General features: G+C 59.7%; 12 protein-coding genes. 11 read left to right on the forward strand and 1 reads right to left on the reverse strand.

The annotated features are described in order from the left end of the window. Positions 1-16: 16 nt before the first annotated feature. Positions 17-1,306: a citrate synthase gene (gene gltA / locus Q7C33_RS16920; protein ID WP_003172803.1), complete on the reverse strand. Its 1,290-nt coding sequence runs from the start codon at positions 1,304-1,306 to the stop codon at positions 17-19. Positions 1,307-1,671: 365 nt separating this feature from the next. Here gltA and sdhC point away from each other — a divergent pair, with 365 nt between their 5' ends. The 11 genes from sdhC (at position 1,672) to Q7C33_RS16975 (ending at position 15,796) form a co-directional block, all read left to right on the forward strand. Then, complete coding sequence (gene sdhC / locus Q7C33_RS16925; protein WP_003179220.1) at positions 1,672-2,046, forward strand: succinate dehydrogenase, cytochrome b556 subunit; 375 nt, start codon at positions 1,672-1,674, stop codon at positions 2,044-2,046. Beyond that, entirely contained in the window at positions 2,040-2,408 is a 369-nt protein-coding gene (gene sdhD / locus Q7C33_RS16930; RefSeq protein WP_030138327.1) for a succinate dehydrogenase, hydrophobic membrane anchor protein, read from the forward strand. Before sdhC ends, sdhD begins: the two co-directional genes overlap by 7 nt. Positions 2,409-2,411: 3 nt before the next feature. Further along, positions 2,412-4,184, forward strand: a complete 1,773-nt coding sequence (gene sdhA / locus Q7C33_RS16935; protein WP_030138328.1) for a succinate dehydrogenase flavoprotein subunit — start codon at positions 2,412-2,414, stop codon at positions 4,182-4,184. 11 nt (positions 4,185-4,195) lie between these two features. Beyond that, positions 4,196-4,900 (forward strand): succinate dehydrogenase iron-sulfur subunit, encoded by a 705-nt coding sequence (locus Q7C33_RS16940; RefSeq protein WP_039594133.1) that lies wholly within the window; start codon positions 4,196-4,198, stop codon positions 4,898-4,900. Between the two features lie 262 nt (positions 4,901-5,162). After that, positions 5,163-7,994 carry a 2-oxoglutarate dehydrogenase E1 component gene (locus Q7C33_RS16945; protein WP_198798353.1) on the forward strand — a complete coding sequence of 944 codons (2,832 nt, stop codon included), beginning with the start codon at positions 5,163-5,165 and terminating at the stop codon, positions 7,992-7,994. Positions 7,995-8,038: 44 nt separating this feature from the next. Continuing rightward, positions 8,039-9,262, forward strand: a complete 1,224-nt coding sequence (gene odhB / locus Q7C33_RS16950) for a 2-oxoglutarate dehydrogenase complex dihydrolipoyllysine-residue succinyltransferase (RefSeq protein WP_030138331.1) — start codon at positions 8,039-8,041, stop codon at positions 9,260-9,262. 107 nt (positions 9,263-9,369) lie between these two features. After that, the gene (gene lpdA / locus Q7C33_RS16955) at positions 9,370-10,806 is read left to right on the forward strand and encodes a dihydrolipoyl dehydrogenase (RefSeq protein ID WP_407683821.1); all 1,437 of its coding nucleotides are present in this window, start codon (positions 9,370-9,372) and stop codon (positions 10,804-10,806) included. A 196-nt stretch (positions 10,807-11,002) separates the two neighbouring features. Next, the gene (gene sucC, locus Q7C33_RS16960; protein ID WP_003179235.1) at positions 11,003-12,169 is read left to right on the forward strand and encodes an ADP-forming succinate--CoA ligase subunit beta; all 1,167 of its coding nucleotides are present in this window, start codon (positions 11,003-11,005) and stop codon (positions 12,167-12,169) included. Next, positions 12,169-13,053, forward strand: a complete 885-nt coding sequence (gene sucD / locus Q7C33_RS16965; RefSeq protein ID WP_003179236.1) for a succinate--CoA ligase subunit alpha — start codon at positions 12,169-12,171, stop codon at positions 13,051-13,053. The genes sucC and sucD overlap by 1 nt, the downstream gene beginning before the upstream one ends. A 414-nt stretch (positions 13,054-13,467) precedes the next feature. Continuing rightward, a complete protein-coding gene (gene brnQ / locus Q7C33_RS16970; RefSeq protein WP_030138333.1) occupies positions 13,468-14,781 on the forward strand; it encodes a branched-chain amino acid transport system II carrier protein in 1,314 nt (437 codons plus the stop codon). Positions 14,782-15,058: 277 nt separating this feature from the next. Beyond that, positions 15,059-15,796 carry a DUF599 domain-containing protein gene (locus Q7C33_RS16975; protein ID WP_030138334.1) on the forward strand — a complete coding sequence of 246 codons (738 nt, stop codon included), beginning with the start codon at positions 15,059-15,061 and terminating at the stop codon, positions 15,794-15,796. Positions 15,797-15,825: the final 29 nt, after the last annotated feature.

Consider the following 15,825-nt stretch of genomic DNA (forward strand, 5'->3'; position numbering starts at 1 on the left):
TAGCGCAAGGCAAGCCTTACTTGCGGTCTTCCAGCTTGGTGATGTCGCGCGACTCGTAGCCGGTGTACAGCTGGCGTGGACGGCCGATCTTGTACGGGCTGGAGAGCATTTCCTTCCAGTGGGAGATCCAGCCGACGGTCCGCGCCAGGGCGAAGATCACGGTGAACATGCTGGTTGGAATACCGATCGCCTTGAGGATGATCCCCGAGTAGAAGTCGACGTTCGGGTACAGCGAGCGCTCGATGAAGTACGGATCGGTCAGGGCGATCTCTTCCAGGCGCATGGCCAGTTCGAGTTGCGGATCGTTCTTGATCCCCAGTTCCTTGAGCACTTCGTCGCAGGTCTGCTTCATGACGGTGGCGCGCGGGTCGCGGTTCTTGTAGACCCGGTGACCGAAGCCCATCAACTTGAACGGATCGTTCTTGTCCTTGGCCTTGGCGATGAACTTGTCGATGTTCGAGACATCGCCGATTTCATCGAGCATGGTCAGCACCGCTTCGTTCGCACCGCCGTGGGCAGGGCCCCAGAGCGCGGCGATACCGGCGGCGATACAGGCGAACGGGTTGGCACCCGACGAGCCGGCCAGGCGCACGGTGGAGGTAGAGGCATTCTGCTCGTGGTCGGCGTGGAGGATGAAGATCCGGTCCATGGCCTTGGCGAGCACCGGGCTGATCGGTTTGATCTCGCACGGGGTGTTGAACATCATATGCAGGAAGTTCTCTGCATAGGTCAGGTCGTTGCGCGGGTACATCATGGGCTGGCCCATGGAGTACTTGTAGACCATGGCTGCCAGGGTCGGCATCTTCGCCACCAGGCGGATCGCGGAGATTTCGCGATGCTGGGGATTATTGATGTCCAGGGAGTCGTGGTAGAAGGCCGAGAGAGCGCCGACAACGCCGCACATGACGGCCATCGGGTGGGCATCGCGACGGAAGCCGTTGAAGAAGGTCTTCAACTGTTCGTGAACCATGGTGTGGTTCTTCACGGTGCTGACGAACTGGGCCTTCTGCTCTGCGGTCGGCAGTTCGCCGTTGAGCAGCAGGTAGCAGGTTTCCAGGTAGTCCGATTTTTCAGCCAGTTGCTCGATCGGGTAGCCGCGGTGCAGCAGGATGCCGTTGTCGCCGTCGATATAGGTGATTTTCGATTCGCACGAGGCGGTCGACATGAAACCCGGGTCAAAGGTGAAACGGCCCGTGGCCGTCAGGCCCCGTACGTCGATTACATCGGGACCAACGGTGCCGGTTAAAATGGGCAGCTCGACGGGGGCTGCGCCCTCGATGATCAACTGCGCTTTTTTGTCAGCCATGTGGCCTCCTATTAATGCTTGGAATCATCAGACAGACCCCCCACGCAGGGCCCGCACCACTATAGTGAGATAAATCCGAATGTCAATTTGCCTAAAGTCTTGCTCCAGAAGGCTTTAACCGGACTTTTTCCGCGAAATTGCCTGCCGTTTACGCCTTTTGCGCCATATGTGCAATGCGCTATTAGGGGAAGGTGAACGCGTTGTCATTAGTAGCCTAACTGTCTATACTCGGCCACCGACCGCCAGGGGCTTTTGGGCCTGCTTTCTTGGGGGTCGTCACTCCCTGGGTGGTGAGTACCTGACCAGTGCGCGCCCCAACAACTTTGCCCTGATTGTTAGGGGCTCTTCAGTGTGAAAAAAAAGCCGTGAAAAGCCAACGACCTGTAAACCTAGACCTAAGGACCATCAAACTCCCAGTCACTGCTTACACGTCCATTCTTCACCGTATTTCCGGTGTCATCCTCTTCGTCAGCCTGGCCATCATGCTTTATGCATTGGACAAGTCGCTCGATTCGGAAGAAGGCTTCGGTCAGGTGAAAGCGTGTCTGACCAGTCCGCTAGCCAAGCTAGTGATTTGGGGCATCCTGTCCGCCTTGCTGTATCACCTGGTTGCCGGTGTGCGCCACTTGATCATGGACATGGGCATCGGTGAGACGCTGGAAGGCGGCAAGCTGGGCTCGAAAATCATTATCGCCGTGTCTGCGGTGCTGATCGTTCTGGCAGGAGTCTGGATATGGTAACCAACGTCACGAACCTTTCGCGTTCGGGCCTCTACGACTGGATGGCCCAGCGTGTGTCTGCGGTCGTTCTCGCGGCTTACTTCATTTTCCTGATCGGATATGTCGTGGCAAACCCTGGCATTGGCTACGCCCAATGGCATGAACTGTTCGCAAACAACTGGATGCGTATCTTCAGTCTGCTGGCACTTGTCGCACTGGGCGCTCACGCCTGGGTCGGCATGTGGACCATCGCGACCGACTACCTGACGCAAATGGCGTTCGGCAAGTCGGCGACTGCCGTACGTTTCCTTTTCCAGGCGGTATGCGGCGTTGCGATGTTCGCTTACTTCGTCTGGGGTGTGCAGATTCTCTGGGGTATCTGATCCATGGCTAACATTCCAACGATTTCTTTCGACGCCATCATTATTGGTGGTGGCGGTGCCGGCATGCGCGCTGCGCTGCAACTGGCACAGGGCGGTCACAAGACTGCCGTGATCACCAAGGTTTTCCCGACGCGTTCGCACACGGTTTCCGCCCAGGGTGGCATCACCTGCGCCATCGCTTCGGCCGACCCGAACGATGACTGGCGCTGGCACATGTACGATACCGTCAAGGGTTCCGACTACATCGGTGACCAGGACGCTATCGAATACATGTGTCAGGAAGGCCCGGCCGCGGTGTTCGAGTTGGACCACATGGGCATGCCATTCTCCCGTACCGAGCAAGGTCGCATCTACCAGCGTCCGTTCGGTGGCCAGTCCAAGGACTACGGCAAGGGCGGCCAGGCTGCGCGTACTTGCGCGGCGTCCGACCGTACCGGTCACGCCCTGCTGCACACCCTTTATCAGGGCAACCTGAAAGCCGGTACCACGTTCCTGAACGAGTACTACGCCGTTGACCTGGTGAAGAACCAGGACGGCGCGTTCGTCGGTGTGATCGCGATCTGCATCGAAACTGGCGAAACCACCTACATCCGCGCCAAGGCCACCGTACTGGCGACCGGCGGTGCGGGCCGTATCTACGCATCCACCACCAATGCCCTGATCAACACCGGTGACGGCGTCGGCATGGCCCTGCGTGCTGGCGTGCCGGTACAAGACATCGAAATGTGGCAGTTCCACCCGACCGGCATCGCCGGCGCCGGTGTACTGGTCACCGAAGGTTGCCGTGGTGAAGGCGGTTACCTGATCAACAAGCACGGCGAGCGTTTCATGGAACGTTATGCGCCGAACGCCAAGGACCTTGCTGGTCGTGACGTCGTGGCTCGTTCGATGGTTAAAGAGATCATCGCCGGCAACGGCTGTGGCCCGAATGGCGACCACGTGATGCTCAAGCTCGATCACCTTGGCGAGGAAGTGCTGCACAGCCGCCTGCCAGGTATCTGCGAACTGTCCAAGACCTTCGCTCACGTCGACCCTGTTGTCGCGCCGGTTCCAGTGGTTCCAACCTGCCACTATATGATGGGCGGCGTTGCCACCAACATTCATGGCCAGGCAATGACCCAGAACGCCGAAGGCGTGGACGAAATCATCCCTGGCCTGTTCGCGGTGGGTGAAGTGGCTTGCGTATCGGTCCACGGTGCCAACCGCCTGGGCGGCAACTCGCTGCTCGACCTGGTGGTCTTCGGTCGCGCCGCCGGCCTGCACCTGGAGAAAGCGCTGTCCGACGGTATCGAATACGACGATGCCACCGACGCCAACATCGAAACCGCCCTGGCGCGCCTGTCTGCTCTGAACGAGCGTACCGAAGGCGAAGACGTGGCAACCCTGCGTCGCGAGTTGCAAAACTGCATGCAGAACTACTTCGGTGTGTTCCGTACCGGCGAATACATGCAGAAGGGTATTGCCCAGCTCGCACAATTGCGTGAACGAATCGCCAACGTGAAGATCAACGATAAGTCGCAGGCGTTCAACACTGCCCGTATCGAAGCGCTGGAATTGCAGAACCTGCTGGAAGTGGCCGAAGCCACCGCCATCGCCGCAGAAGTGCGCAAAGAGTCCCGTGGTGCCCACGCCCGCGAAGACTTCGAAGACCGTGACGACGAAAACTGGCTGTGCCACACCTTGTACTTCCCGGGTGAAAAACGCGTCGCCAAGCGTGCCGTGAACTTCTCGCCGAAGACTGTTCCGACTTTCGAACCAAAAGTCCGGACTTATTAAGGGTGACCGCTATGTTGCAAGTCAGTGTTTATCGCTACAACCCTGATCAGGACGCCGCGCCGTTCATGCAGGACTTCCAGGTCGATACCGGTGGTAAAGACCTGATGGTGCTGGACGTGCTGGCCTTGATCAAAGAGCAGGACGAAGGTTTCTCCTATCGTCGCTCGTGCCGCGAGGGCGTTTGCGGCTCCGACGGCATGAACATCAACGGCAAGAACGGCCTGGCCTGCATCACGCCGCTGTCGGCCGTGGTCAAGGGCAACAAGCTGATCGTTCGCCCGCTGCCAGGTTTGCCGGTCATCCGTGACCTGGTCGTCGATATGAGCATCTTCTACAAGCAATACGAGAAGGTGAAGCCATTCCTGCAGAACGACACGCCGGCTCCGGCCATCGAGCGTCTGCAGTCCCCTGAAGAGCGTGAAAAGCTCGACGGTCTGTACGAGTGCATCCTGTGCGCCTGCTGCTCGACCTCGTGCCCATCGTTCTGGTGGAACCCGGACAAGTTCCTGGGCCCGGCCGCCCTGCTGCAAGCGTACCGCTTCCTGGCAGACAGCCGTGATACCAAGACGTCCGAGCGTCTGGCCGCACTGGATGACCCGTTCAGCGTATTCCGCTGCCGCGGGATCATGAACTGCGTCAACGTCTGCCCGAAAGGCCTGAACCCGACTAAGGCCATCGGTCACGTACGTAACATGCTGCTGCAAAACGGCGTGTGATTCAGCTGCTGTACCCGTAGAACCGCTGTACCCGTAGAGGCGAGGGCGTGGGCTTCAACCCACGTCCTGGCTATAACCAGAACAGCCGCTTACAAAGCGGCGGTTCTTATTTTGAAGAAATGAGACAAGCAGGGGCATCCGGGCTGGTACCCGGACTATCAGCGTGATCCTAAGTGGCTTGTTTTAGTCGCTGCACTCGGACTTCTGCAAGTTTGCTCGGTGTTTTCGCCGGTGGTGTTCCCCTAATCGAGGGTGACCAAGCATGCAAGAAAGCGTGATGCAGCGCATGTGGAACAGTGCCCACCTCTCCGGTGGTAACGCTGCCTATGTGGAAGAGCTCTACGAGCTCTACCTGCACGACCCTAACGCTGTGCCAGAAGAATGGCGCACCTACTTTCAGAAGTTGCCGGCTGACGGTAACTCTGCCACCGATGTTTCGCACTCGACGATTCGCGATCATTTCGTGCTGCTGGCAAAGAACCAGCGCCGCGCTCAACCGGTGTCTGCCGGCAGCGTGAGCTCCGAGCATGAGAAGAAGCAAGTTGAAGTGCTGCGACTGATCCAGGCCTACCGGATGCGTGGCCACCAGGCAGCCCAGCTTGACCCGCTGGGGCTGTGGCAGCGTCCTGCACCTGCAGACCTGTCGATCACTCATTACGGCTTGACCAATGCCGACCTTGATACGACCTTCCGTGCCGGCGACCTGTTCATCGGCAAAGAGGAAGCGAGCCTACGCGAAATTCACGAAGCGTTGCAGCAGACATATTGCCGCACCATCGGCGCTGAATTCACGCACATCACCGATTCCGAGCAGCGCCAGTGGTTCCAGCAGCGTCTGGAAAGCGTTCGTGGCCGTCCGACGTACTCCGCCGACATCAAGAGCCACTTGCTCGAGCGCGTCACTGCCGGTGAAGGCCTGGAGAAATACCTGGGTACCAAATACCCGGGCACCAAGCGTTTCGGCCTGGAAGGCGGCGAAAGCCTGATTCCGATGCTCGACGAGCTGATCCAGCGTTCCGGTTCCTACGGCACCAAGGAAGTCGTTATCGGCATGGCCCACCGTGGCCGCCTGAACGTACTGGTCAACACCTTCGGCAAGAACCCGCGCGAGCTGTTCGACGAGTTCGAAGGCAAGAAGAAGGTCGAGCTGGGCTCCGGTGACGTGAAGTACCACCAGGGCTTCTCGTCCAACGTGATGACCACTGGCGGCGAAGTCCACCTGGCCATGGCGTTCAACCCATCCCACCTGGAAATCGTTTCCCCGGTGGTCGAGGGTTCCGTCCGTGCCCGCCAGGATCGTCGCAACGATCCGACCGGCGAGAAGGTGCTGCCGATCTCCATCCACGGTGACGCGGCATTCGCCGGTCAAGGCGTGGTCATGGAAACCTTCCAGATGTCGCAGACCCGCGGTTTCAAGACCGGCGGTACCGTGCACATCGTGATCAACAACCAGGTCGGCTTCACCATCAGCAACCCGCTGGACTCGCGTTCCACCGAGTACGCAACCGACGTCGCGAAAATGATCCAGGCGCCGATTCTCCATGTGAATGGCGATGACCCGGAAGCCGTGCTGTTCGTGACCCAGTTGGCCATCGACTACCGCATGCAGTACAAGCGCGACGTGGTCATCGACCTGGTCTGCTACCGTCGTCGCGGCCACAACGAGGCCGACGAGCCAAGTGGCACCCAGCCGCTGATGTACCAGCAGATCGCCAAGCAGCGCACCACCCGTGAGCTGTATGCCGATCGCCTGACCCAGAGCGGTGTTCTGGATGCCGCGCGCGTCCAGGAAAAAGTCGATGAATATCGCAACGCCCTGGACAACGGCCTGCACGTTGTAAAAAGCCTGGTCAAAGAGCCGAACAAAGAGCTGTTCGTGGACTGGCGTCCATACCTGGGCCACGCCTGGACTGCTCGTCACGACACGCGCTTCGACCTCAAGACCTTGCAGGAACTGTCCGCCAAGCTGCTGGAAATCCCGGAAGGCTTCGTGGTCCAGCGCCAGGTCGCGAAAATCTACGAAGACCGTCAGAAGATGCAAGCCGGCGGCCTGCCGATCAACTGGGGTTACGCCGAAACCATGGCGTACGCGACCCTGGCGTTCGAAGGTCACCCGATCCGCATCACCGGCCAGGACGTAGGCCGCGGCACTTTCTCGCACCGCCACGCGGCGCTGCACAACCAGAAAGACGCCAGCACCTACATCCCGCTGCAACACCTGTACAAAGGCCAGCCACGTTTCGACCTGTACGATTCGCTGCTGTCCGAGGAAGCCGTCCTGGCGTTCGAATATGGCTACTCCACCACCGAGCCGAATGCGCTGGTGATCTGGGAAGCCCAGTTCGGCGACTTCGCCAACGGTGCCCAGGTGGTTGTCGACCAGTTCATCACCAGCGGCGAGCACAAGTGGGGTCGTCTCTGCGGTCTGACCATGCTGTTGCCACACGGTTATGAAGGGCAGGGGCCGGAGCACTCGTCGGCACGTCTGGAACGCTACCTGCAGCTGTGCGCCGAGCACAACGTCCAGGTTTGCGTACCGACCACCCCGGCGCAGATCTACCACCTGCTGCGTCGCCAGGTCATCCGTCCGCTGCGCAAGCCGCTGATCGTGCTGACACCGAAGTCGCTGCTGCGTCACAAACTGGCAATCTCCACGCTCGAAGACCTGGCCGAAGGCTCGTTCCAGACCGTCATTTCGGAAATCGATACCCTGGAAGCGGCGAAAGTGACTCGCCTGATCCTGTGCAGCGGCAAGGTCTACTACGACTTGCTGGAAAAACGTCGTGCCGAAGGCCGCGAAGACATCGCCATCGTGCGTATCGAGCAGCTTTATCCGTTCCCGGAAGAGGACCTGATGGAGGCCATCGCGCCTTACACCAACCTCACCCACGTGGTGTGGTGTCAGGAAGAACCGATGAACCAAGGCGCGTGGTACAGCAGCCAGCATCACCTGCGTCGCAGCATCGGCAACCATAACAAGGCCCTGGGCCTGGAATATGCCGGCCGTGATGCTTCCGCTGCACCTGCGTGTGGTTATGCGTCGATGCACGCCGAGCAGCAGGAAAAACTGCTGCAAGATGCTTTCACTGTTTAACGCCTTCGCGCTGACTGAAACCGAATTTTAAGGACCCACAGATAATGGCTATCGAAATCAAAGCCCCGTCATTCCCGGAATCGGTTGCCGATGGCACCGTTGCCACCTGGCACAAGAAACCAGGCGAGGCCGTCAAGCGTGACGACCTGATCGTCGACATCGAGACCGACAAGGTCGTGCTGGAAGTATTGGCCGAAGCTGACGGCGTATTGGGCGCAATCGTTGCCGAAGAAGGCGCTACCGTCCTGTCGAACCAGGTCCTGGGCTCGATCGAAGAGGGCGGCGCTGCTGCTGCCGCTCCAGCCGCCGCTGCTGCACCGGCTGCCGCTCAGGCCGCTGCGCCTGCTGCTTCGGGCGAAGACGATCCAGTCGCCGCTCCAGCTGCTCGCAAGCTGGCTGAAGAGAATGGCATCAACATCGCTTCCGTTGCCGGCACCGGCAAGGGTGGTCGTGTGACCAAGGAAGACGTGGTTGCAGCCGTTGCCGCCAAGAAAGCCGCTCCAGCCGCCGCACCGGCCAAGCCAGCCGCGCCTGCCGCTTCCGCGCCGGTGTTCGCTGCCGGTGACCGCGTCGAGAAACGCGTTCCGATGACCCGCCTGCGTGCCAAGGTTGCCGAGCGTCTGGTTGAAGCCCAGTCGAACATGGCGATGCTGACCACGTTCAACGAAGTCGACATGACTGAAGTCATGGCCCTGCGTTCGAAGTACAAGGACCTGTTCGAGAAGTCCCACAACGGCGTACGCCTGGGCTTCATGTCGTTCTTCGTCAAGGCTGCCACCGAAGCGCTGAAACGCTTCCCGGCGGTCAACGCGTCGATCGACGGTTCCGACATCGTCTACCACGGCTACGCCGACATCGGTGTCGCGGTTTCCAGCGACCGTGGCCTGGTGGTTCCGGTCCTGCGCAACGCCGAGCTGATGAGCCTGGCCGAAATCGAAGGCGGCATCGCCACCTTCGGCAAGAAAGCCCGTGACGGCAAGCTGTCCATCGAAGAGATGACCGGCGGTACGTTCACCATCACCAACGGTGGTACATTCGGTTCGATGATGTCGACCCCGATCGTCAACCCGCCACAAGCGGCTATCCTGGGCATGCACAACATCCTGCAGCGTCCGATGGCGATCAACGGTCAGGTCGTGATTCGTCCGATGATGTACCTGGCACTGTCCTACGATCACCGCCTGATCGACGGCAAAGAAGCCGTGACGTTCCTGGTCACCATCAAGAACCTGCTGGAAGATCCGGCTCGTCTGCTCCTGGATATTTAAAAAAGCAGCTGCAAGCTGCAAGTGGCAAGCCGCGAGCTCAGAGCGAGCGAGTACGGCTTTCAACTTGCAGCTTGCGGCTTGAAGCTTGCAGCTAAAAGGAATCTTTTATGACTCAGAAATTCGACGTGGTAGTGATTGGTGCGGGCCCTGGCGGCTACGTAGCGGCCATCAAGGCTGCGCAACTGGGCCTTTCCACTGCCTGCATCGAGAAATACACCGACAAGGAAGGCAAACAGGCCTTGGGCGGTACTTGCCTGAACGTCGGTTGCATTCCATCCAAGGCGCTGCTGGACAGCTCCTGGAAGTACAAGGAAGCCAAGGAAAGCTTCAACGTTCACGGTATCTCTACCGGTGAAGTGAAGATGGACGTAGCCGCGATGGTTGGCCGCAAGGCTGGCATCGTCAAGAACCTGACCAGCGGTGTTGCCACCCTGTTCAAGGCCAACGGCGTCACCTCCATCGAAGGCCACGGCAAGCTGCTGCTGGGCAAGAAAGTCGAAGTGACCAAGCCTGACGGCTCGGTCGAAGTGATCGAAGCCGAGAACGTCATCCTGGCACCGGGCTCGCGTCCGATCGACATCCCGCCTGCTCCTGTCGACCAGAACGTCATCGTCGACTCCACTGGCGCCCTGGAATTCCAGGCCGTGCCAAAACGCCTGGGCGTGATCGGCGCTGGCGTGATCGGTCTCGAGCTGGGTTCGGTATGGTCGCGCCTGGGTTCGCAAGTGACCGTGCTCGAAGCCCTCGACACATTCCTGATGGCCGCTGACACCGCGGTTTCCAAGGAAGCGCTGAAGACCCTGACCAAGCAAGGCCTGGACATCAAGCTGGGTGCCCGTGTGACCGGCTCCAAGGTCAACGGCGAAGAAGTCGTGGTGAACTACACCGACGCCAACGGCGAACAGACCATCACCTTCGACAAGTTGATCGTTGCGGTTGGCCGTCGTCCAGTGACCACTGACCTGCTGTCCGCCGATTGCGGCGTGGAAATCGACGAGCGTGGTTTCATCGCGGTCGATGACCATTGCGCAACCGCCGTACCGGGCGTGTTCGCCATCGGTGACGTGGTTCGCGGCATGATGCTGGCCCACAAGGCTTCCGAAGAAGGCATCATGGTTGTCGAGCGCATCAAGGGCCACAAGGCCCAGATGAACTATGACCTGATCCCATCGGTTATCTATACCCACCCGGAAATCGCATGGGTTGGTAAAACCGAGCAGGCCTTGAAAGCCGAAGGCGTTGAAGTTAACGTCGGCACCTTCCCGTTCGCCGCCTCCGGCCGTGCCATGGCAGCCAACGATACCGGTGGTTTCGTGAAAGTCATCGCCGACGCCAAGACGGATCGCGTATTGGGCGTTCACGTTATCGGCCCAAGCGCTGCCGAGCTGGTACAGCAAGGCGCGATCGGTATGGAATTCGGCACCAGCGCTGAAGACCTGGGCATGATGGTCTTCTCCCATCCGACCCTGTCCGAAGCCTTGCACGAAGCGGCCCTGGCCGTGAATGGCGGCGCCATCCACGTGGCCAACCGCAAGAAGCGTTAACAGATAATAAGAAACCACGGCGGTATGGCCCGTCGTGAGCCTTGCGAGCAAGACTCACCGCGGAATATCCGCTGGACGCAGCCTTGCGTAGTGGTACCGGTACACCGGAACGCTACGCAAGCAGCAGTCACAGGTGGTGCGGCACCACAACGGTGCAGCACCGAATGCGCAGTACCTAACGAAGACGGTAATAAGCATGAATCTTCACGAGTATCAGGGTAAGCAGCTGTTCGCTGAGTACGGCCTGCCAGTATCCACCGGCTACGCTGTAGACACCCCGGAAGCGGCAGCAGAAGCTTGCGACAAAATCGGCGGCAGCGAATGGGTTGTCAAAGCCCAGGTTCACGCCGGTGGTCGCGGTAAAGCGGGCGGCGTCAAGCTGGTTCGCAGCAAAGAAGACGCCAAAGCCTTCGCACAGCAGTGGCTGGGCAAGCGTCTGGTGACTTACCAGACCGACGCCAACGGTCAGCCAGTCACCAAGATCCTGGTTGAATCGTGCACTGATATCGCTAAAGAGCTGTACCTGGGCGCTGTCGTTGACCGTTCGAGCCGCCGCATCGTGTTCATGGCTTCCACCGAAGGTGGCGTGGACATCGAGAAAATCGCTCACGACACCCCTGAGAAAATCCTCAAGGCCACCATCGATCCACTGGTTGGCGCACAGCCATTCCAGGGCCGCGAGCTGGCATTCCAGCTGGGCCTGGAAGGCAAGCAGGTCACTCAATTCGCCAAGATCTTCGTAGGTCTGGCCAAGCTGTTCCAGGACCACGACCTGGCACTGCTGGAAGTGAACCCGCTGGTGATCAAGGCCGACGGCGACCTGCACTGCCTCGATGCCAAGATCAACATCGACGCCAACGCCATGTACCGTCAGCCTAAGCTGAAGACTTTCCACGATCCGTCGCAAGACGATCCGCGCGAAGCGCACGCTGCCAAGTTCGAACTGAACTACGTAGCCCTGGAAGGCAACATCGGTTGCATGGTCAACGGCGCTGGCCTGGCCATGGGTACCATGGACATCGTCAACCTGCACGGCGGCAAGCCAGCCAACTTCCTCGACGTGGGTGGCGGTGCTACCAAGGAACGCGTTACCGAAGCGTTCAAGATCATCCTGTCCGACACCAACGTCGCTGCAGTACTGGTCAACATCTTCGGCGGCATCGTTCGCTGCGACATGATTGCCGAAGGCATCATCGGCGCCGTGAAAGAAGTCGGCGTGAAAATCCCGGTTGTTGTTCGCCTCGAAGGCAACAACGCTGAGCTGGGCGCTAAAGTACTGGCAGAAAGCGGTTTGAACATCATCGCTGCTACCAGCCTGACCGACGCTGCTCAACAAGTCGTTAAAGCTGCGGAGGGCAAATAATGAGCGTCCTGATCAACAAAGACACCAAGGTTATCTGCCAGGGTATTACCGGTTCGCAAGGTAGTTTCCACACCCAGCAAGCCATCGAATACGGCACCAAGATGGTTGGCGGCGTAACGCCAGGCAAAGGCGGCACCGAGCACCTGGGCCTGCCTGTCTTCAACACCGTGAAAGACGCTGTAGCTGCCACTGGCGCCACCGCCAGCGTGATCTACGTTCCAGCTCCGTTCTGCAAGGACTCCATCCTTGAAGCAGCGTTCGGCGGCATCAAGCTGATCGTTTGCATCACCGAAGGCATCCCGACCATCGACATGCTGGAAGCCAAGGTCAAGTGCGACGAGCTGGGTATCACCCTGATCGGCCCTAACTGCCCAGGCGTGATCACTCCAGGCGAATGCAAGATCGGCATCATGCCAGGTCACATTCACTTGCCAGGCAAGGTCGGTATCGTTTCCCGTTCCGGCACCCTGACCTACGAAGCTGTCAAGCAGACCACTGACGCCGGTTTCGGTCAGTCGACTTGCGTCGGCATCGGCGGTGACCCGATCCCGGGCTCGAACTTCATCGACATCCTGAAGCTGTTCCAGGAAGACCCGAAGACCGAAGCGATCGTCATGATCGGTGAGATCGGCGGTTCCGCTGAAGAAGAAGCCGCTGCCTACATCAAGGCAAACGTGACCAAGCCGGTTGTTTCCTACATTGCAGGTGTGACTGCTCCTCCGGGCAAGCGCATGGGCCATGCTGGCGCAATCATCTCCGGCGGCAAAGGCACTGCAGACGAGAAATTCGCTGCACTGCAAGACGCAGGCGTGAAAACCGTGCGTTCGCTGGCAGACATCGGCAAGGCCCTGGCCGAGCTGACTGGCTGGGAAATGAAGAAGTAAGCTTCGGCTGACTTTTTTGTTCCAGCAACAAAGGCCACCTTCGGGTGGCCTTTGTCGTTCCTGGCCCTATGCCTGTGCAGCCGCCGAGGGCTTTTGTGGCGAGGGAGCAAGCTCCCTCGCCACAAGGGCATGAATGCATTTCATTGTGGGAGCGAGCTTGCTCGCGATGACGGAATGACAGTCGCCAACCATTTACATGCAAAAACGCGACACAGATACGTCGTGTATCGGATAGTTCGCCCTGTAACAGTGCGTTTTGCGCGCAAATTCGTTAGTCTGGCGGCCAATTTTGCGACCGCGGCCCACAAGGCAGCGACGCGCTAAACGGGCCGGCCCCATACGGATCGGCAGCATTTCCCTCACCCATAAGGGAAATCCCTCTCTAAATTCCGATTCAGTAGTGTGGTTTCCTTAATGAAAGTGTTGAAAGGCCAGGACATCCTGGCGCTTGGTTTCATGACATTTGCCCTGTTCGTCGGGGCCGGCAACATCATCTTCCCGCCTATCGTCGGTTTGCAGTCCGGGCCTCATGTCTGGATGGCGGCGCTGGGCTTCTTGATCACAGCGGTAGGGTTGCCGGTGATCACGGTCGTCGCACTGGCCAAGGTCGGTGGTGCGATGGACGCCTTGAGCAGCCCGATCGGCAAGATTGCCGGTGGCTTGCTGGCCGCCGTGTGCTACCTGGCGGTCGGCCCGCTGTTCGCCACGCCTCGAACCGCCACCGTATCGTTCGAAGTCGGCCTGGCGCCATTGACCGGCGAAAGCCCGCTGGCGCTGTTCCTCTACAGCGCGGTGTACTTCCTCCTGGTGTTCTTCATCTCGCTCTACCCGGGCCGCTTGCTGGATACCGTCGGACGTTTTCTCGCGCCGCTGAAAATCATCGCCCTGGCCGTGCTCGGTATTGCCGCTTTTGCCTTGCCAGCCGGCGATATCGGCGTGGCGACTCCCGAATACGTGGCGGCACCGTTCTCCCAAGGCTTCATCAATGGCTACCTGACTATGGATACCCTGGGCGCCTTGGTCTTCGGCATCGTCATCGTCAACGCCATCCGCTCCCGGGGCGTCGAGTCGCCGGCCTTGATCACCCGTTACGCGATCATCGCCGGGCTGATCGCCGGGGTAGGGCTGGCCCTGGTCTACGTCAGCCTGTTCCGCCTGGGCTCCGGCAGTCATGAAGTGGCTGTGGGCGCGACCAACGGCGCCGCCGTGCTGCATGCCTACGTGCAGCACACGTTCGGCAGCCTGGGCAGCGGTTTCCTTGCGGTACTGATCTCCCTCGCATGCCTGGTAACGGCGGTCGGCCTGACCTGCGCCTGCGCGGAATACTTCAGCCGCGTCCTGCCGCTGTCCTACAAGACCCTGGTGGTGATCCTGGCGGCGTTCTCGCTGTTGGTATCCAACCTGGGCCTGACCAAGCTGATCGCGTTCTCGATTCCGGTCCTCACCGCGATCTACCCGCCATGTATCGCCCTGGTGGCCCTGAGCTTCTGCAAGGATTTCTGGCACGAGCAAGGGCGCATCGTCGGCCCGGTGATGCTGGTGTCGTTCCTGTTTGGCCTGATCGATGCGCTCAAGGGCGCGGGCCTGGCGGACTGGATGCCAGCGCAACTCGCTCACCTGCCGCTCAGCGAGCAAGGCCTGGCGTGGCTGGTGCCTTCGGTCATGACCCTGGCGGTCGCGGTGGTGTGTGACCGCCTGCTGGGCAAGCGCAGCGAGGCCTTGGCATAAGCCGCTCGCCGTCAGTTCGCCGACAAAACGAAATGCCCCGTGTCGATCGATACGGGGCATTTTTTTTTGAGTGCGGTGTCTTTTTTCGTGGGCTAACGTCGAAGCAGTGTCCTGAAAGCCTGCATGGAACCCTGTGGGAGCGAGCTTGCTCGCGATAGCGGTCTATCAGCCACCTCATCTCTGACTGATCCGACGCCATCGCGAGCAAGCTCGCTCCCACAGGTCCGCAAGGCAGTCTGGCTTTAGACGTCATGTTTTTAGACACACAGGAAATCGAATGTCATTCATCCAAGCCAACCTGATCCATCTCCTGGCCGCGATCTGGTTCATCATCTGCTGGGCCGGCTACACCCGTTACGCCTCATGGAAAGCCCGCGACACGGCCTGCCTGGCCAGTGTCATGCACCTGTACCGCGAAGACTGGATGCGCCGCATGCTGCTGCGCGACAACCGCATCGCCGATGCCAGCGTGATCGGCAACCTGGAGCGCAACGCATCGTTTTTTGCCTCCAGTACGTTGATTATCCTGGCGGGCATCCTGACGGTACTCGGGGCGTCCGACCGGGCGGTGTCGTTGCTGGCGGACCTGCCACTGGTGCAGCAGGCCTCCCAAGGCATGGCGGAACTGAAGCTTCTTTGCCTAGCGCTGGTGTTCGTCTACGCGTTCTTCACGTTCAGTTGGTGCATGCGCCAATACAACTTCGCGGCGGTCCTGGTGGGGTCGGCGCCGATGATCGGTGAGCGGCATGTGTCCGAGCAGGAGCGCAAGGCTTTTGCTTCAAGAGCCGCGCGGGTTATTTCAATGGCGGCCAACCAGTTCAACTTCGGCCTGCGTTCGTATTATTTCGGCATGACCATGTTGGCCTGGTTCGTCAGCCCCTGGTTATTCATGTTGATGAGTGCCGGCGTGGTCTTCGTGTTGTATCAGCGCGAGTTTCATTCGGATGTACTGGATGTGATGGTCTATACGCCTACCGAAGCGCCAGCGCCCGAGGCGGGCAAGGAAGCGGCCTGACGGCGCAGCAACTTTCCTGGATGCCAGAT

Source organism: Pseudomonas sp. BP11-1-1, assembly GCF_052112105.1.
Lineage (GTDB): Bacteria > Pseudomonadota > Gammaproteobacteria > Pseudomonadales > Pseudomonadaceae > Aquipseudomonas > Aquipseudomonas alvandae.